Origin of the sequence: Falsirhodobacter sp. 1013 (assembly GCF_051195255.1) — a bacterium.
Classification (GTDB): domain Bacteria; phylum Pseudomonadota; class Alphaproteobacteria; order Rhodobacterales; family Rhodobacteraceae; genus Falsirhodobacter.
The window spans coordinates 1-17928 of record NZ_JBNJLK010000013.1; the positions used below are offsets into that span (position 1 = coordinate 1).

The following is a 17928-nucleotide window of genomic DNA, read 5'->3' on the forward strand; positions in this document are numbered from 1 at the left end:
TCGCCCAGGCCAGCCTCGACCCGAAACTCTTCGCAACCCTGTTCCACGTTGGCTGAAGAGGCAAGAGAACGGAGGGCGGCGATCGATCTGCGGCCTGTGGGCCACGTGATCGGCCTGCTGGTCGTGGCGCTGGGGGCGGCGATGCTGGTGCCCGTCGTCTTCGACGCCTTCGCCGGCGACGGGCAGGGGCCGATCCTGTTCCAGATTTCGTTGCTGACCATGGTGACGGGCGGGCTGGTGGCGCTGGCCTGCGCCAACGGCGCGCGGGGCAACATGACCCTTCAGCAGATCTTCCTGCTGACGGTGGGCGTGTGGGTGGCCTTGCCTCTGTTCGGTGCGCTGCCCTTCGTCGCGGGGGCCACGCAGGCCAGCTTCACCGACGCGATGTTCGAATCCGTGTCAGGGATGACCACGACGGGGGCGACCGTCTTCGTGGGTCTGGACGACCTGCCCGTCGGCATCAACATGTGGCGGATGATCCTGCACTGGCTGGGCGGGCTGGGGATCGTGATCGTGGCCATGCTGTTCCTGCCGGTGATGAAAGTCGGCGGCATGCAGTTCTTCAAGTCCGAAGGGTTCGACACGCTGGGCAAGATCCTGCCGCGGGCGATGGACATCTCCTCGGCGCTGATCCGCATCTATGTGGGCATGACGATCGCCTGCGTGCTGACCTACAACGCGATGGGGATGAACGGCACGGACGCGCTGATGCACGCGCTGTCCACGGTGTCGACGGGGGGGTTTTCGTCCTACGACGCGTCCTTCGGGGTGTTTTCGGGGCCGCTGGAATACGCCTGCGTCTTCTTCATGCTGGCCGCGACACTGCCCTTCATCCGCTATGTGCAGATGATGCAGGGTTACTACACCCCGATCTGGCGCGACCAGCAGGTGCGGGCCTATCTGCGCTGGAACCTGTACGCGGCGCTGGCCATCGCGGTGTACCACATCTGGGTGGACAACGTTTCCACCCCCACCGCCTTCCGCGAGGCGCTGTTCAACGTCGCCTCCTCCTTCTCCGGCACGGGGTTCGTCAGCACCGACCTGTCGCAATGGGACACGTTTCCGCTGCTGATCATCATCATCGTGGGGCTGATCGGGGGGTGCACGTCCTCCACCGGCTGTTCCGTGAAGGTGTTCCGGTACCTGATCCTGTTCGAAGCGATCAAGGTGCAGATCAAGCGCCTGCGTTCGCCCAGCGCGGTGATCGCCGTGCGCTACGAGGGCAAGGTCGTGACGCACGACGTGCTGGATTCGGTCATCCTGTTCTTCACGATGTTCCTTCTGACCTTCGGCGTGCTGGTCGTGCTTCTGTCGCTGACGGGGCTGGACGTGCGGGCCTCCATCACGGCGGCCTGGACCTCCATCGCCAATGTGGGGCCGGTGTTCGGGGCCGGCGTGCGGCCCAGCGGCGCGCTGACCGATTTCCCCGACAGCGCCAAGTGGATCATGATCATCGGCATGCTTCTGGGCCGGTTGGAGCTTCTGACCGTCTACGTCCTTCTCATGCCGCGCTTCTGGATGCGTTGACGCCTCCCCCCGTGCCGCCTATGCAATGGCGGACCGCGAACGAAGGAGCCGTCATGACCGCCACCATGCCCCCCCGCAGTTTTCAGGAGATCATCCTGCGGCTGATGACCTATTGGGGATCGCGAGGTTGCGCCGTCCTTCAGCCCTACGACATGGAGGTGGGGGCGGGCACGTTCCACCCGGCGACCACGCTGCGCTCGCTCGGCTCCAAGCCCTGGGCGGCGGCCTATGTCCAGCCGTCGCGCCGGCCCACCGACGGGCGCTATGGCGAGAACCCGAACCGGCTTCAGCACTACTACCAGTATCAGGTGATCCTGAAGCCTTCGCCTCCCGATCTTCAGGCGCTGTATCTGGGCTCGCTGGAGGCGATCGGCATCGACATGGCCCTGCACGACATCCGCTTTGTCGAGGATGACTGGGAGTCGCCTACGCTGGGCGCTTGGGGTCTGGGCTGGGAGGTGTGGTGCGACGGCATGGAAGTGTCGCAGTTCACCTATTTCCAGCAGGTCGGCGGCCATGACTGCAAACCGGTGAGTGGAGAGCTGACCTACGGGCTGGAGCGTCTGGCCATGTACGTGCTGGGCGTCGATCACGTGATGGACATGCCCTTCAACGATCCGGCCAGCCCGACGCCGCTGACCTATGGCGACGTGTTCCGTCAGGCCGAACAGGAATACTCGCGCTGGAACTTCGACGTGGCGGATACCCACATGCTGCTGCAGCATTTCGTGGACGCCGAGGCCGAATGCGACCGCATCCTGGCCGCGCCGGAAACGGACGCGGCCGGCCGCCGGATCATCATGTCGCAGCCCGCCTATGACCAGTGCATCAAGGCGAGCCATCTTTTCAACCTCATGGACGCGCGGGGCGTGATCTCCGTCACCGAACGGCAGGCCTATATCGGGAGGGTGCGGGCGCTGGCCAAGCGCTGCGCCGATGCCTTCGTGATGACCGACGCCGGCGCCTCCCACTGACGGATACCTGACATGCCCGATCTTCTGCTCGAACTCTTCTCCGAAGAAATCCCCGCCCGCATGCAGGCCCGCGCGCGCGCCGATCTGCAAAAGCTGGTCACCGACGGTCTGGTGGAGGCGGGGCTAACCTACGCCTCGGCCGGGGCGTTTTCGACCCCGCGCCGCCTGGTTCTGGCGATCGAGGGGCTGACCGCCGAATCCCCCACCGTGAACGAGGAGCGCAAGGGCCCGAAGGCCGACGCCCCCGAACAGGCGCTGGCGGGCTTTCTGCGCGGCCTTGGGATCACGGATGCTGCTCCCGTCATGGCGCTGGCCGGCCAGCCTTCGGGCGCACATGTCCACCTGAACGGTGTCGTGCTTGAGGTGCGGGACGACAAGAAGGGCCAGCTGCTGTTCGCCCGCGTCGCGAAGCCCGGCCGTCCGGCGACCGACATCGTGGCCGAGGTGGTGGAGCGGACCATCCGCACCTTCCCTTGGCCCAAATCCATGCGCTGGGGCACGGGGCAACTCCGCTGGGTGCGCCCCTTGCATTCGATCCTGTGCCTGCTGACCACCGAAGCGGGCAGCGATGTCGTGCCGGTGACGGTGGATCACCTGACGGCCGGCAACACGACCGAAGGCCACCGCTTCATGGCGCCTGGCCGTTTCGCCGTGTCGTCCTTTGACGATTACCGCGCCAAGCTGTCGCGCGCCCATGTCGTGCTGGACAGCGCCGAGCGTGAGGCGATCATCTGGAACGACGCCACCACCGCCGCCTTCGCCCAGGGGCTGGAGGTCGTGGAGGACAAGGGCCTGCTGGCCGAGGTGGCCGGCCTTGTCGAATGCCCCGTGGTGCTGATGGGCACCATCGGCGAGGAGTTCTTGGGCTTGCCGCCCGAGGTTCTGCAGACGTCGATGAAGGAGCATCAGAAGTTCTTCTCGGTCCGCGCCCCCTCGGGCCGGATCGAGAAGTTCGTGACCGTCGCCAACCGCACGACGGCGGATGAGGGCGCGACGATCCTGAAGGGCAACCAGAAGGTGCTGTCGGCCCGCCTGTCGGACGCGCGCTTCTTCTGGGACAACGACCTGCGCGCCGTGAAGGCCGAAGGGCTGGAGGGCATGGGCGCGGGCCTTGCCAGCGTCACCTTCCACAACCGGCTGGGCAGCCAGGCCGACCGCGTGGCCCGCATCGCCGATCTGGCCGAACGTCTGGCCCCGAGGGTGGGCGCGGATGCGGCACTGGCCCGTCAGGCCGCGCAGGTGGCCAAGGCCGACCTGCAATCCGACATGGTGGGGGAGTTTCCCGAGCTTCAGGGCTTGATGGGCCGCTACTATGCCGAAGCCGCTGGCCTTGACCGCCAAGTGGCCGAGGCGTGCCAGTGGCACTATTCGCCGCTGGGCCCGTCCGATGTGGTGCCGACGGCGCCCGTCACCGTCGCGGTGGCGCTGGCCGACAAGATCGACACGCTGACGGGCTTCTGGTCCATCGACGAAAAGCCCACGGGGTCGAAGGACCCCTTCGCGCTGCGCCGCGCCGCGCTGGGCGTGATCCGATTGGTGCTGGAAAATGGACTGCAGTTGAGTTTGGCAGAAGTGTTCGCGAACCACGGCATCGCGATCCTGAACGACGCCGTGGCAGACGTGAAGGAGGGTGACACCATCATCGCGACCGGCCCGTCGAAGCGGATCAAAGCGGAGTGGGATGTTGCCGTGCCGACTGAGGAAGGACGTCGTCTTACGATCCACGGTGGCAAGTTTGAGGAAGGGGAGGCCGCCCAGCTTCTTTCCTTCTTCCACGACCGGCTGAAGGTCTACCTGCGCGATCAGGGTGTGCGGCATGACGTGATCGACGCCTGCCTTGCCATGCCCGGCAATGACGATCTGGCGCTGCTGGTGCGCCGGGCCGAAGCGCTGCAGGCCTTCCTTGGGACCGAGGATGGGACCAACCTGCTGCAAGGCTTCCGCCGCGCCAACAACATCCTGAACCAGGCCGAGGCGAAGGATGGGGTCGAATATTCCTTTGGCGCCGACATCAAGTTCGCCGAAGGCGACGAGGAGCGGGCGCTGTTCGCGGCACTGGACGCGGCCGACGCGCAGATCCGCCCCGCCCTTGGGGCGGAGGATTTCGGCGCCGCCATGTCGGCGCTGGCGGGGCTGCGCGGCCCCATCGACGCCTTCTTCGAAGCGGTTCAGGTGAACGCCGAGAACCCGATCCTGCGGCGCAACCGTTTGAACCTGTTGCACCGCATCCGTTCGGCTTGCGCGCGGGTGGCGGACCTGACGAAGATCGCCGACTGAACGAGCCATTGGCGAAAGGGCGGGGCGCAGCTATCATCCTTGGATGATGAACGCGCCCCTTCACGACCATATCCCCGTCACGCCGACGCAAAACGTCTCGGCGGCCCTGCACGGCTGGCGGGCGAAATGCCTGCAACGGCTGATCCGGCTGGACATTCCGGTGCCGCTGACCGTGGCGCTTCCCATTCCGACGGTGCGCGCCATCGCGCAGGGGCAGCCCATTGATTGCGCCCGCATCCTGTCGCGCTTCGGGCCGGCGCCGCTGGTTTCGGTGCGTCCCAGCCCGCAGGGGACCGACTGGGGCGGCCCCGCCACGCTTCTGAACATCGGCATGAACGCGGCACGCCACGCATCCCTTGTGCGGTCGCACGGGCAGACGGCGGCCGACCGGCTGTATCTGCGTTTCGTGCAAAGCTATGCCATTCACGTCGCACGTCTGGACCCCGACGCGTTTGACGGCATCGATCTGGCCGAAGCCTTGCGCGCCTATCACGACGAAACGGACGAACCTTTTCCCGAAGATCCCGCCCGCCAGCTGATGGAAGTCACCCGTTCCATGTCCCGCGCGTGGGAGGGGACAAGCGCCCGCCTGCTGCGTCACGCCAAGGGCGCACCGGACGATGCGGGGCTGGGGCTTCTGGTGCAGCAGATGGCGCAGGGACTGGGGCAGGGGCTGTCCGGCTCGGGCGTGATCCAGTTCGTGAACGGGGCCACCGGTCGCGCGCAGATCACCGGCCGCTTTCACAACCAGAGCCAGGGGGGCATGGCGCTGGCCCCCGATGCCGCGCTGTACCTGACCCGCGACGCCCGCGGCCCCTCGCTGGAGGAACTGGCCCCCGACATCTTCGCCGACCTGATCCGTCACGGGGCCCGCTGCCGCGCCCATCTGCGCGAAGAGATGCAGATCGAGTTCACGATCGAGAACGGCGATCTGTCGGTGCTGGACGCGATCCGGGTGCAGCGGTCGTCGCGCGCCGGCGTCCGGATTGCCGTGGCCCTGGCCGAAGATGGCGTCATCCCCCGTCAGGAAGCCGTCCTGCGCATCAAGCCCCGCGACCTGTCCGAGGTGATGCACCCGCAGGTCGATCCCCGCGCCGCGCGGGACCGGATCGTGAAGGGCATCGCCGCCTCTCCGGGCGCGGCGGTGGGGCGGATCGCCTTCACCTCGGTCGCGGCGCAGACCTTTGCCGCGCGGGGGGAGCCGTGCATACTTGTCCGCCGCGAAACCACGCCTGAGGATATCCGGGGCATGCATTCCGCCGCCGGCGTGCTGACCGAACGCGGCGGTGTCACCAGCCATGCGGCCGTGATCGCACGGGGCCTCGGGGTGCCTTGCGTGGTGGGCGCGGGCGATCTGCGGCTGGATCTGCGCGAACGGGTCCTGACGCTGGCGGACGGGCGCATCCTGCAGGAAGGCGACATCATCACGCTGGACGGATCGACGGGGGAAGCGCTGGCGGGTGCCGTGGACATGCTGTCCCCCTCGCTCGACGACAACTTCCGCACGCTGCTCGACTGGGCCGACGCGGGGCGGGACATCGGCATCCGCGCGAACGCCGACACGCCCACGGACGCCGAACTGGCCCGCCGCTTCGATGCCGAAGGCATCGGCCTGTGCCGGACCGAGCACATGTTCTTCGAAGAAGACCGCCTGACGGTCATGCGCGAGATGATCTTTGCCGACACCTCCACCGACCGGGCGGCGGTTCTGGCGCGGCTTCTGCCAATGCAGCGCGAGGATTTCATCCGCCTGTTCACGATCATGTCAGGAAAGCCCGTCTGCATCCGGCTTCTGGACCCGCCGCTGCACGAATTCCTGCCCCAGACGCGCGAAGGACTGCGCGCCTTGGCCGAGGCGCTGGACCGTCCGCTGTCCGACGTGACCCGCCGGGCCGAAGCGCTGGCCGAGTTCAACCCGATGCTGGGAATGCGCGGCGTCCGCCTTGGCATCGCCTGGCCCGAGATCTACGAGATGCAGGCCCGCGCCATCTTCGAGGCGACGCTGGATTGCGCTCGTCAGGGCATCCGCGTGGTGCCGGAAATCATGGTCCCCCTCATCTCGGCCCGGCGCGAGGTGGAGTTGGTCCGCGCACGCATCGACGCCGTCGCCTCGGCCGTGCGGATGCAGTCGGGGGCGGCCTTCGACTACCGTCTGGGCGCCATGGTGGAAACGCCGCGGGCGGCGCTGCGGGCGGGCGATCTTGCGGTAAACGCAGCGTTTTTGTCCTTCGGAACGAACGACCTGACGCAGATGACCTATGGCCTGTCGCGCGATGACGCGGGCCGCTTCATGGGCGCCTATATCCAAAGCCGCGTCTTTCCCGAAGACCCCTTCCACGTTCTGGACACGGAGGGTGTGGGAGAGCTTCTGCTGATCGGCGCCGAACGCGGCCGCAAGGCCCGCCCTGACCTGATCGTGTCGCTGTGCGGAGAGCATGGGGGCGATCCCGACTCCATCGCGTTCTGTCGCAAGGCGGGGTTCAACTACATCTCCTGCTCTCCGTTCCGGGTGCCTTTGGCGCGGCTGGCGGCGGCGCATCTGGCGCTGTCGGAACGGGTGACGCCGGTGGGTGAGCGTGACTGGATCACGGGCGAGATGCGGCGCCCCTTTGCCGATGGTTAACCTCCTTTAACCCTCTGTGTGGACTTTTGTTCGCGCAGGCGCTATTTGCGCCCGCTGTTGTGCGTAGATGGGCAGAAGGGGCGTCCGGCCGCACGGCGAGAAACAACGCGAGACGGACATCATGCGACTGTTAGGACTGGGCCTGGCCTTTGCGGCGGCCCTGTGGGCGGGCACGATGGGGGCCAATGCGGACCCATGGAAGACGGCACGCGCGGGGGAGGCCACGGTTCAACGGGCGGCCTATACCGAAAGCCTTGGCCGGTCCCTGTCCATGTCGCCGCGCACCGCGCTGCCCATGATCCGGTATGATGCCGAATGGCTGGACGCGCAGGACCCGCAGGTGGCCCTGGACGACAACTGGAAGTGCCTGGCCGAGGCCCTGTACTTCGAAGCGCGCGGAGAGCCGCTGAAAGGCCAGTTCGCCGTGGCGGAAGTGATCCTGAACCGCGTTGACACGGCGGGCTACCCGTCCTCGGTCTGCGACGTGGTCAAGCAGGGGGCCGACGGCAAGGCGTGCCAGTTCAGCTTCATCTGCGACGGGCTGCCGGAAACGGTGACGGAACAGGCCGCGTTCGAGCAGGCCGGCAAGATCGCGGCGGTGATGCTGGCCGGCGCGCCACGGGCTCTGACGCGGGGCGCCACCCACTTCCACACCTCGGCCGTGCGCCCATCCTGGGCCGCACATCTTCCAAAGACGGTGCAGATCGGCGATCATCTCTTCTATCGCGAGTGATTTGGGATTAGGCGGAGCCATGGACCGGATCTTTCTGCGCGACCACGTGGTCGAAACCGACATTGGCGCCTTCGAGGTGGAACGTGGCCGGCCCCAGCGCCTGCGCTTTGCCGTGGAGGTGGAGGTGGCGCATGTGCAGGCGGGCGATGACGTCGACCTGATCCTGTCTTACGACCGCATTCTGGAAGCCATCGCCGACGAACTGGCCGAGGGGCGCGTGGCCCTGCTGGAAACGCTGGCCGATGGCATCGCGGCCCGGCTTCTGGCGCATCCCCAGGCCCGCACGGTCCATATCGAGATCGAGAAGCTGGACCGCGGCCCGTTCCGGCTGGGCATCCGGGCGATCCGCCGCCGGGGCGAGGTGGAGCTGACCGCGCGGAACACACCGCCCCCGCATGTGGTCTATCTGGGACACGGCGGGCAGCCCGTGGCGGGCGCGGTGAATTGCGTGGCCGGAACGCCTGTGGCAGCGCGCGACGCGCGGGCGCAGCGCCGGCTGGACCTTCTTGCGGTGGAGCAGGCGGCCTGGATGCGCCAAGGCCCCGGCACGACCGTTGCCGGCACGATGACGGAAATGGACTGGGCCCTGCGTCAGGGGCTGGCGGTGATCTGGGCCCCATCGAAGATGGTGCTGGAGGCGGCGGACCCGCCATCCTCAACAGCACCCGACGCGCTGGCGGTCTGGCTGGCCGAGCAGTTGGGCTGTGAAACGATCACGGCGCTTGAAACCATTTCGGCGGAAAGCCGCATCATGGTGGTCCGGGGCTGACTTGCCTTGGGCCGCGGCATGGTTAGAAGTGCCGGCATGACCTGTTACCGCCCCATCGCCATGACCGACCCCTCCCGCCCCGCAGGCGCCCTGACCCTTGCCGGGGGCTGGTGCTGGTTCGACCGGGTGGAAGTGTTGGAGCGTGGCCGCCGCGAGATGATCGCGGCCCATGACCTGCCGGAGGAGGTGCGCGAGCGCCTGACCGCCCCCCGCGCGTCCCTGCACGGCCTGACCTGGGATGTGCCGCGCCTGATGGGGATCGTGAACGCGACGCCCGACAGCTTCTCGGACGGTGGCACCTATGATCCCGTGGCGCAGGCCCGCGCTCTGGCCGAGGAGGCCGACCTTCTGGACATCGGCGGCGAAAGCACCCGCCCCGGCGCGCAGACTGTGCCGGAGGAGGAGGAGATCCGGCGCATCCGCCCGGTGACGGACGCGCTGCGCGGGCTCCGGCCCTTGTCCATCGACACGCGCAAGGCGGGTGTGGCCGAAGCGTCGGGCGCGGAGATGGTGAATGACGTGTCGGCCATGCTGTATGATCCGGCCATGGCGGACACCGTGGCGCGGATGGGCGCCTCGATCTGCCTGATGCACGCGCAGGGCGCGCCCGAAACGATGCAGGACGATCCGCGCTATGCCGATGTCCTGCTGGACGTCTACGACCATCTGGCCGAACGCATTGCGGTGGCCGAGGCGGCGGGCATCCCGCGAGACCGCATCGTGGTCGATCCGGGGATCGGCTTCGGCAAGACGATGGCGCACAACCTGGCCCTGATCCGCGGGCTTTCGGCCTTTCACGGGCTCGGCTGCCCCATCCTGCTGGGGGTGTCCCGCAAGGGGTTCATCGGCAGGATTGGTCACGCCGCAACCCCGGCCGACCGGATGCCCGGATCGGTGGCGGTGGCGCTGGCGGGCGTGGCGCAAGGCGCGCAAATCCTGCGCGTGCATGATGTGGGGGCGACGCGGCAGGCGCTGGCGCTCTGGATGGCCTCGACGGGAGATATGAAATGACTCGCAAGCTTTTCGGCACCGACGGGGTGCGCGGCACCGCCAACACGGCCCCCATGACCGCCGAGGTGGCGCTGCGGCTGGGCCTTGCCGCCGGCAAGTATTTCCAGCGCAAGTCGGCCCTGCCGCGCGTGGTGATCGGCAAGGACACGCGCCTGTCCGGCTACATGCTGGAAAACGCGCTGACCGCGGGGCTGACGTCGATGGGGATGAACGTGCTGCTGCTGGGGCCGGTGCCCACGCCGGCGGTGGGGTTCCTCACACGGTCGATGCGGGCGGATCTGGGGGTCATGATCTCGGCCAGTCACAACCCGCATCAGGACAACGGCATCAAGTTCTTCGGTCCCGACGGCTTCAAGCTGTCGGATGCGGCGGAGGCGGAGATCGAGGCCCTTCTGCACGCGGACATCCCCTTGGCCGATCCCGCCGACATCGGCCGCGCCAAGCGGATCGAGGATGGGCGCGGGCGGTATCAGGAATACGCTAAGACGACGTTTCCCCAAGGGTTGCGGCTGGACGGGCTGAAGGTGGTGATCGACTGCGCCAACGGCGCCGCCTATCGCGCTGCGCCCGAGGTGTTGTGGGAACTGGGCGCCGACGTCATCCCCGTCGGCACCTCGCCCAACGGCAAGAACATCAACCTGCATTGCGGGTCGACCCATCCGGAGGCGGCGGCGGAAGCGGTCGTGGCCCATGGCGCCGATGTGGGCATCGCGCTGGACGGGGATGCGGACCGCGTGATGATCCTCGACCAGCACGGTCGCGTGGCGGATGGCGACCAGATTATGGCGCTTCTGGCGGCCCGCTGGGCCGAGGATGGCCGCCTGAAGGGTGGCGCGCTGGTGGCCACCGTGATGTCGAACCTCGGGCTGGAGCGGTTCCTGCAAGGTCGCGGCCTGCGGTTGGAGCGGACGCCGGTGGGCGACCGCTATGTCGTGGAGCGCATGCGCGAAGGGGGCTTCAACCTGGGCGGTGAACAGTCCGGCCATATCGTGATGACCGACCACACCACCACCGGCGACGGTCTGGTGGCCGGGTTGCAGTTCCTGGCCGAGATGGCTCGCTCTGGCAAGCCTGCGTCCGAGTTGACCCACAGCTTCGACACGGTGCCGCAGATGCTGAAGAACGTCCGTTACGCGGCGGGACGGGAGCCGTTGAAGGCGCAGGCCGTCCAGTCCGCCATCGCCGATGCGGAAACCCGTCTGCAGGGGCACGGACGGCTGCTGATCCGCAAGTCGGGGACGGAGCCCTTGATCCGCGTCATGGCCGAAGCCGAAGACCCGGCACTGTTGTCGGATGTGGTGGACAGCATCGTGCGGGCGGTGGAAGACGCGGCCTGAGGAACTTTTTACCTCTTCGGCTGGTTGCTCTTTCGGAGATGCGAAAGGAACCGATCGGATGCAGCTTGAAACGCTTGTCGTCTTGAGTGCGGGTCTGAGCCTTCTGGCGATGGTCGTGGCCACCTTGGCCGCCACGCCCGCAAAGGCGAAGGTCGTGGCGGGACGGAAATGAAAAGGGCGCCCGCGGGGCGCCCTTTCTTTGTCAGTTCCGCTCGCGGTCGACCATCTTGCCCTTGGAGATCCAGGGCATCATCGCGCGCAGCTTTTCACCCACCTTCTCGATCTGGTGCTCGTCGTTGATGCGGCGGGTGGCCTTGAAGGACGGCTGGCCCACGGCGTTTTCCTGCATGAAGTCGCGCACGAACTTGCCGGTCTGGATGTCCGTGAGGACCTCCTTCATGCGTTTCTTCGTTTCGTCGTAAGGCAGGATGCGCGGGCCGGACACGTACTCGCCGTATTCGGCCGTGTTGGAGATGGAGTAGTTCATGTTCGCGATGCCGCCTTCGTAGATCAGGTCCACGATCAGCTTCACTTCGTGCAGGCACTCGAAATAGGCCATTTCGGGCTCGTAACCCGCCTCGACCAGCGTCTCGAAGCCCATGCGGATCAACTCCACAAGGCCACCGCACAGAACGGCCTGTTCGCCGAACAGGTCGGTTTCGCATTCCTGACGGAAGTTCGTCTCGATGATGCCCGAACGGCCGCCGCCGATGCCGGAGCAATAGGACAGGGCCAGTTCCATCGCGCGGCCCGTCGCGTCCTGATGCACGGCCACAAGGCACGGCACACCGCCGCCCTTGGTGTATTCACCGCGCACGGTGTGGCCGGGGCCCTTGGGGGCCATCATGATGACGTCCACGCCCTTTTTCGGCTCGATCAGGCCGAAGTGCACGTTCAGGCCGTGGGCGAAGGCGATGGCGGCGCCTTCCTTCAGGTTGTCATGCACGTATTTCTTGTAGGTTTCGGCCTGCAGTTCGTCGGGCATGGTGAACATGATCAGGTCGCACCAGGCGGCGGCCTCGGCGATGCCCATAACCTTCAGGCCTTCGGCTTCGGCCTTCTTGGCCGAGGGCGAACCCTCGCGCAGCGCCACGACAAGGTTCTTCGCGCCGGAATCGCGCAGGTTCAGGGCGTGGGCATGACCTTGCGACCCATAGCCGAGAATCGCGACCTTCTTGTCCTTGATCAGGTTGATGTCGCAATCGCGATCGTAATAAACGCGCATGATCTTCTCCGTGATGGTCGTTCCGCAGGCAGAATACGGATTTGCGCCGCCGAGAGATTGCGAATACTTCATAAATTGGCGGACATATGATAAAGTCATGTCTGTTTTGACTGATACATGGAACACTCATGCTGGATGATACGGATCGCCGCCTTCTGCGCCACCTTCTGGCCGATCCGGCACAGTCCAGCGCGACGCTGGCGGAACGCGTCGGCATCGCGCCCGCCACGGCCTGGAGGAGAGTGGAGCGGCTGACCGAGCAGGGCATCATCCGCGCGCAGGAGGCGGTGATCGACTGGCGCGCGCTGGGTTATGGGGTGGAGGTGTCGTTGCGCTTCACCCTCGACAAGACGGTGTCGCGCGCGTTCGAGGATTTCACCGAGGCCGCCCGCCGCGTGCCCGAGGTTCTGGCGATCGAGACGTTCCTCGGCCGCGTGGACCTGCGTTTGAACGTCATCGCCCGCGACATGACCCACTGGCAGGAGATCTACCGCACCCGCATCCTGACCCTGCCGCACATCACCGACATCGAGGCGCTGATGCTGATCTCCACCCTCAAGGATGCGGAGGCGCTGCCGGTATGATCGATCTGGACGACACCGACCGCGCCCTGCTGCGGGCACTGGCCGCCGACGCGACGCAATCGGCCGGCGCGCTGGGCCGGAAGCTGGGCCTGTCGCAGCCCGCGGCCTGGCGCCGCATCCGCCGGCTGGAGGAGGCGGGCATCCTTGCGGGGCGCCGTGTGGTGGTGGACCGGCAGGCGCTGGGCTTCGGGGTGACGGTGTTCCTTGGCATCAAGCTGGCCACAAAGGGCCGCGTCAGCCTCGAGGATTTCGAAAGGGCGGTGATGGCCATCCCCGAGGTGCAGATCGTGCAGCACGTGCTGGGCCTGTTCGATTACCGCCTGCGGGTCGTGGCCCGGGACATCGGGGACTTCGAACGCATCCTGCGCCGCCGTATCATGACGCTGCCCGGCGTGGGGCAGGTGGAGGCGAACGTCCTTCTGACTGAAGAACGCCGCCCCGGCCCGATCTAGCGCCCGCCGAGGCCCGCGCGCATCAGCGCCCGCCGCACCGGCTTCACGGAATAAAGCGTGTCCAGCATCGTCGCCCGCAGATCGCGCATCATCGGCCAGGACAGCATGGAGGCGCGGTTCAACGCCTCGATCCCCAAGGCTCGGGTACGGATGTCGCCATGGCGGCGGCGGTGATAGGCGTCCAGCATCGCCGCGTCGCCCAAGGTGGCGGGTGTGGCCAGATCCAGCAGCGCCGCCAGATCGGCGAGCGAGGTGTTCAGCCCCTGCGCGCCGATGGGGGGCAGCACATGCGCCGCCTCGGCCATCAGGGCCAGACGTTCGCCCGACATGCGCGCCGCGATCTGGCCAATGATCGGAAAGATCCCCACTGGGGAGGCGAGGGTCAGCGGCCCCAGAACCCCGGCCGAGCGTTCGCTGGCAGCAACCGAAAAGTCGTCTGGCAAAAGGGCACGCAGGCGTTCGGCCTTCGGCCCCGCGTCCATCCACACCACTGCCGAGGCGTGCCGCCCGTCGCGGTCTGGCAGCGGAACCAGCGTGAAGGGACCGCCCGAGCGATGCACCTCGGTCGAGACGTTGTTGTGGGGGATGTCGTGCAGGACGGTGAAGGCCAGCGCCTTTTGCCCGAAGCGCGTCGTCCGCACCGAAATGCCAGCGGCCTGACGCATCGGGCTGTCGCGGCCATCGGCGGCGATCACCAGACGCGCGGTCACCGTCTGCCCGTTCGTCAGGGTCACGCGCGCCTGTGACGTGCGGGTGGCGAGCGTACGCGTGCCGGTGCCGCGCAGATGGGTGACGTCGGGCAGATCCTTCAGCCGATCCGCCATCACCGTCCGCAAAAGGGCGTTGGGCAGGTTCCACCCGAAGGGCTGGTCCGAGATCTCGGCGGCGTCGAACTCCTTCGCCAGACGTGGTTCGGCCGAGGGGCCACCCGCGTCGACGATCCGCATGACCTGCAACGGCGCGGCGGACGGGGACAGCCGGTCCCACAGCCCCGCCGCCGCCAGCACGGGAATGGCCGGTTGCAGGAAGGCGGTGGAACGCTGGTCGCCCGCGGTGTCGGCCAGCGGATCGACGCAGACCACGCGATAGCCCGCGCTGCCAAACGCCGCCGCCGCCGTGAGCCCGGCAATGCCGCCGCCCGAGATGAGGATGTCAGTGTCCATCGGCAGGCTCCAGCAGACGCCCGAGGAAAGCGGTCAGGTCGTCGGTGTGATGGTGGATGTGGGGCGCAGGGGTCGCCAGTTCGGCCACATGCACGGTGCGCATGCCCAAGGCGTGGGGAACAGCCAGGTTCCGCGGATCATCCTCGAACATCGCGCCTTCGGCCGGATCCAGACCGTCGGCGGCGAAGATCGCCTCATAGGCCTCCCGCTCCGGCTTGCCGCGATAGCCGGTGTGTTCCACGCCATAGACGGCGTCGAACAGGCCCGACAGGCCCCGCGCCTCCAGCACCCGTTCGGCATAGGGGGCCGTGCCATTGGTGAAGACGATGCGCCGTCCCGGCAACTGGCCGATCTGTTGGGCCAGCAGCGCATCCGCCGTCAGATGCGCGAGCGAAATGTCGTGCACATCCGCCAGATAGGGTACGGGATCGACGTCATGTTCGCGCATGAGGCCCGCCAGCGTGGTGCCGTGCAGTTGCCAGTAGGAGGACCGCAGCCGATCCGCCTCCTCCCGGCCAAGGGCCAGGCTGCGCATCATCCAGTCGGTCATCTTCACCTCGATCTGGTCGAACAAACGCGCCGAGGGGTGGTAAAGCGTGTTGTCGAGGTCGAAGACCCAGGCACGCACATGCTGGAAGTCCTTGGAAATCATGGAAGGGATGATAGCTTTCGGACAGGGGCGCGGCAATCTGTCACCTGTCGGGCGGTTGCAACACTTTGCCGCAGGGGACTAGATGCCGCGATCACAGAAGGGGACCGGTGTGCAGAAGGATGCATATTCGCTGATCATCAACGCGATCGAAAGCGGGACCTACAAGCCCGGCGATCGCCTTGTGGAATCGGAACTGGCCGAACGGCTGGGCGTGTCGCGCACCCCCGTGCGCGAGGCGCTGCAGCGGCTGGAAACCCAGTCCATGCTGGTGCGTGACGGGCGCAGCCTGATCGTGGCCGCGCTGGACCACAACCAGCTGGCCGAATTCTATGCCGTCCGTTCGGAACTGGAGGGTCTGGCCGCGCGGCTGGCCGCCCGCCATGCCCGGGACGAGGAGATCGTCGTCCTTCGCCGCATGGCCGAGGAGGACAAGGCCTTGATCGGCGGGGATCCCCAACTCCTCAGCCGGGCGAACCGGCGGTTCCACAAGCAGATCCACCTTGCGTCGCACAACCGGTTCCTGGTGCAGCAGCTGGGCCTGTTGCAGCGGTCGATGGCGCTGATGGCCGGCACATCTTTGGCCGCCGAAGGGCGCGACGGATCGGCCATGGCCGAGCATGAGGCCATTGTCGCCGCCATCGCCGCCCGCGACGGCGAAGCCGCGGACGAGGCGTTGCGCAAGCACATCTCTCGTGCGTTCGAAACCCGGCTTCTGGTCGACGCGGGAGAGTTGAAGCTGCGCTAGCCGAAATGCCCGTGCGAGGTCTTGTCCCAGTAGAAAGGCCGGCGCACCATTTCCCACAACGCCTTGTACACCGAGAAGGTCAGCAGCGGGAAATAGAAGATCAGCGTCGGCACCCAAAGCGGGTTCATCCGGTGATCGGTCTTGCGCAGGGCCAGGATGCCGATGGTGATGTTCACCGCCTCGGTCAGCAGGAACATCGCGACCAGCGCGATCACCGACCAGCCGGGCAGGGTGTCGGTCACCGGATGGGGCAGGCCCAGCGCCAGCAGCCAGTAGGACCACAGCACCGGCGCCAGGATCGCCTGCGACAGCGCGCCGAAGAACATGATCTGGAAGCCGGCAAATCCCCGGGGCCCGATCTCTCTCCACAGCCGGCGGGGGTCGCGCATGTGCACGATCCACGTCATCATGTAGCCCTTCTGCCAGCGGGACCGTTGCTTGATCCAGGCCACGGGAAGGCAGTTGGCTTCTTCCTGCGTGACCGTCCCGATCACCTCGGTCCGGTAGCCGTGGCGGGCGATGCGGATGCCCAGATCGGCATCCTCGGTCACGTTGTGGGCGTCCCAGGCGCCGATGGCGGACAGAACCTCGCGCCGGACATAAAGCGTGGTGCCGCCCAGCGGGATCGCCATGCCCATCCGCTGCAGTCCCGGCAGGATCACGCGGAACAGCGTGGCGTATTCCACGGTGAAGCAGCGCGCGATCCAGTTCGTGCGCGGGTTGTAGTAGTCGAGGATGCCCTGAAGGCAGGCCAGGTCTGGACCCGCGCTGTGAAAGCGTTCGACCACGCGGCGGATCTGGTCGGCCGCTGGCGCATCCTCGGCGTCGAAGATGCCGACGATGCTGCCGCGGCAGAAGCGCAGCGCGTGGTTCAGGGCGCGGGGCTTGGTCTTCAGCTTGCCATGCGGCGTCACCACGATCCGCATCCAGTCGGGCAGGGCGGCGCGGGCCAGGGCATCGCGGGTCAGGTGGTCCCGCTCCTCCACCGCCAGCAGGATTTCCAGCTTGTCGCGCGGATAATCCAACCGTGACAGGCGCAGGACCAGCCGTTCGGCGATGTCCGCCTCCCGGTACAGGGCGACGATGATGGACACGGTGGGCCAGCGCGCGACGGTGGCGATGGGTGGCGGTGGGAGGTTGCGCGACGCGGCGATGGCGGCGGCCAGTTTCAGCCCGACGCAGGCCAGAAGCGACAGGATGCCCCAGACGGAGGCCAGGGCCAGCACCGTCGCCGGCCATAGGATCGTCATGCCCACCAGCGCGATCAGTCCCAGGAACAGGGGCTGTTGCACGGCGGCCGTGCTCCAGGTGCGGCAGCTGAAGGCATCGGGCAGCGCCGACTGGGCCTGTGCCGCAAGGGTCGGGCCCCGCGCGCCCAGAAGGGCCGCCTGGATCGCGTCCTGATCGGCCAGGGCGCAGACCACAGGGCCCAAGCAGGCGGTCAGGTGGGCGCGATGCGCTTCGTAAATCTCGGGCAGGGGGGCGAGGACGACCGTCACGTTGCCGCTTTGCCGCCAGGGGAGCAGGCCGTGCTGCAGGCAAAGATCCAGACCCGCCTGATCGATCAGGCGCGGATCGGGCGCGTGGGCCTGCGGATCGATCCACCGCATGCCGTAATGCCGCACGAGGATGGAGGCCAGAACCTCGGCCTGGGCGATCCGCAGCCGCAGCGTGGCCAAAGGCAGGCTGCATCCCCGTTCCAGCGAAAAGGCGCGGGCGCGTTCGACGTCGGCTTTTGACACGCCATCGGCCCCGCGCAGAAGTGCGGTGAAGGACGGCTGCCCGGCAGGGCGTGCGCGTTCCGTGGGTTGGCGATGGGCGAGCGGGCTGACATTCATGACGATGCTTTCCGTTTG

General features: G+C 67.2%; 15 protein-coding genes. 11 read left to right on the forward strand and 4 right to left on the reverse strand.

What is annotated here, in order from left to right; genetic code table 11:
* The first annotated feature begins 48 nt into the window (after positions 1-48).
* The 8 genes from ACSHZY_RS14860 to glmM all read left to right on the forward strand — a co-directional run bounded on the left by ACSHZY_RS14860 (position 49) and on the right by glmM (position 11251).
* On the forward strand, positions 49-1527 hold the full coding sequence (locus ACSHZY_RS14860) for a TrkH family potassium uptake protein (RefSeq protein ID WP_435170423.1): 1479 nt from the start codon (positions 49-51) through the stop codon (positions 1525-1527).
* A 53-nt stretch (positions 1528-1580) separates the two neighbouring features.
* Positions 1581-2501, forward strand: a complete 921-nt coding sequence (locus tag ACSHZY_RS14865) for a glycine--tRNA ligase subunit alpha (protein ID WP_435170425.1) — start codon at positions 1581-1583, stop codon at positions 2499-2501.
* A 12-nt stretch (positions 2502-2513) separates the two neighbouring features.
* Positions 2514-4778, forward strand: a complete 2265-nt coding sequence (gene glyS, locus ACSHZY_RS14870; protein ID WP_435170426.1) for a glycine--tRNA ligase subunit beta — start codon at positions 2514-2516, stop codon at positions 4776-4778.
* A gap of 46 nt (positions 4779-4824) precedes the next feature.
* Positions 4825-7401: a putative PEP-binding protein gene (locus tag ACSHZY_RS14875; RefSeq protein WP_435170428.1), complete on the forward strand. Its 2577-nt coding sequence runs from the start codon at positions 4825-4827 to the stop codon at positions 7399-7401.
* 121 nt (positions 7402-7522) lie between these two features.
* Complete coding sequence (locus tag ACSHZY_RS14880) at positions 7523-8134, forward strand: cell wall hydrolase (protein WP_435170430.1); 612 nt, start codon at positions 7523-7525, stop codon at positions 8132-8134.
* Between the two features lie 19 nt (positions 8135-8153).
* Positions 8154-8903 carry a dihydroneopterin aldolase gene (locus ACSHZY_RS14885; protein ID WP_435170432.1) on the forward strand — a complete coding sequence of 250 codons (750 nt, stop codon included), beginning with the start codon at positions 8154-8156 and terminating at the stop codon, positions 8901-8903.
* A gap of 36 nt (positions 8904-8939) precedes the next feature.
* The gene (gene folP, locus ACSHZY_RS14890; RefSeq protein ID WP_435170434.1) at positions 8940-9914 is read left to right on the forward strand and encodes a dihydropteroate synthase; all 975 of its coding nucleotides are present in this window, start codon (positions 8940-8942) and stop codon (positions 9912-9914) included.
* The gene (gene glmM, locus ACSHZY_RS14895) at positions 9911-11251 is read left to right on the forward strand and encodes a phosphoglucosamine mutase (RefSeq protein WP_435170436.1); all 1341 of its coding nucleotides are present in this window, start codon (positions 9911-9913) and stop codon (positions 11249-11251) included. Before folP ends, glmM begins: the two co-directional genes overlap by 4 nt.
* Before the next feature lie 202 nt (positions 11252-11453).
* Here the strand turns inward: glmM and ilvC are convergent, their stop codons facing one another.
* Positions 11454-12476, reverse strand: coding sequence for a ketol-acid reductoisomerase (gene ilvC, locus ACSHZY_RS14900; protein ID WP_271976166.1), 1023 nt, complete (start codon positions 12474-12476; stop codon positions 11454-11456).
* 128 nt (positions 12477-12604) lie between these two features.
* Between ilvC and ACSHZY_RS14905 the strand changes: the two genes are divergently transcribed.
* Complete coding sequence (locus ACSHZY_RS14905; protein ID WP_435170438.1) at positions 12605-13060, forward strand: Lrp/AsnC family transcriptional regulator; 456 nt, start codon at positions 12605-12607, stop codon at positions 13058-13060.
* On the forward strand, positions 13057-13512 hold the full coding sequence (locus tag ACSHZY_RS14910; protein WP_435170440.1) for an Lrp/AsnC family transcriptional regulator: 456 nt from the start codon (positions 13057-13059) through the stop codon (positions 13510-13512). Before ACSHZY_RS14905 ends, ACSHZY_RS14910 begins: the two co-directional genes overlap by 4 nt.
* Here ACSHZY_RS14910 and ACSHZY_RS14915 read toward each other — a convergent pair.
* Both ACSHZY_RS14915 and ACSHZY_RS14920 read right to left on the reverse strand, forming a co-directional pair.
* Positions 13509-14675: a UbiH/UbiF family hydroxylase gene (locus ACSHZY_RS14915; RefSeq protein WP_435170442.1), complete on the reverse strand. Its 1167-nt coding sequence runs from the start codon at positions 14673-14675 to the stop codon at positions 13509-13511. The two genes, ACSHZY_RS14910 and ACSHZY_RS14915, sit on opposite strands and share 4 nt — an antisense overlap.
* The gene (locus tag ACSHZY_RS14920) at positions 14665-15327 is read right to left on the reverse strand and encodes a pyrimidine 5'-nucleotidase (RefSeq protein WP_435170444.1); all 663 of its coding nucleotides are present in this window, start codon (positions 15325-15327) and stop codon (positions 14665-14667) included. The genes ACSHZY_RS14915 and ACSHZY_RS14920 overlap by 11 nt, the downstream gene beginning before the upstream one ends.
* Positions 15328-15436: 109 nt before the next feature.
* Between ACSHZY_RS14920 and ACSHZY_RS14925 the strand changes: the two genes are divergently transcribed.
* Complete coding sequence (locus tag ACSHZY_RS14925) at positions 15437-16072, forward strand: GntR family transcriptional regulator (protein WP_435170446.1); 636 nt, start codon at positions 15437-15439, stop codon at positions 16070-16072.
* Here the strand turns inward: ACSHZY_RS14925 and ACSHZY_RS14930 are convergent.
* Complete coding sequence (locus ACSHZY_RS14930) at positions 16069-17910, reverse strand: glycosyltransferase (protein ID WP_435170448.1); 1842 nt, start codon at positions 17908-17910, stop codon at positions 16069-16071. The two genes, ACSHZY_RS14925 and ACSHZY_RS14930, sit on opposite strands and share 4 nt — an antisense overlap.
* Positions 17911-17928 lie beyond the last annotated feature (18 nt).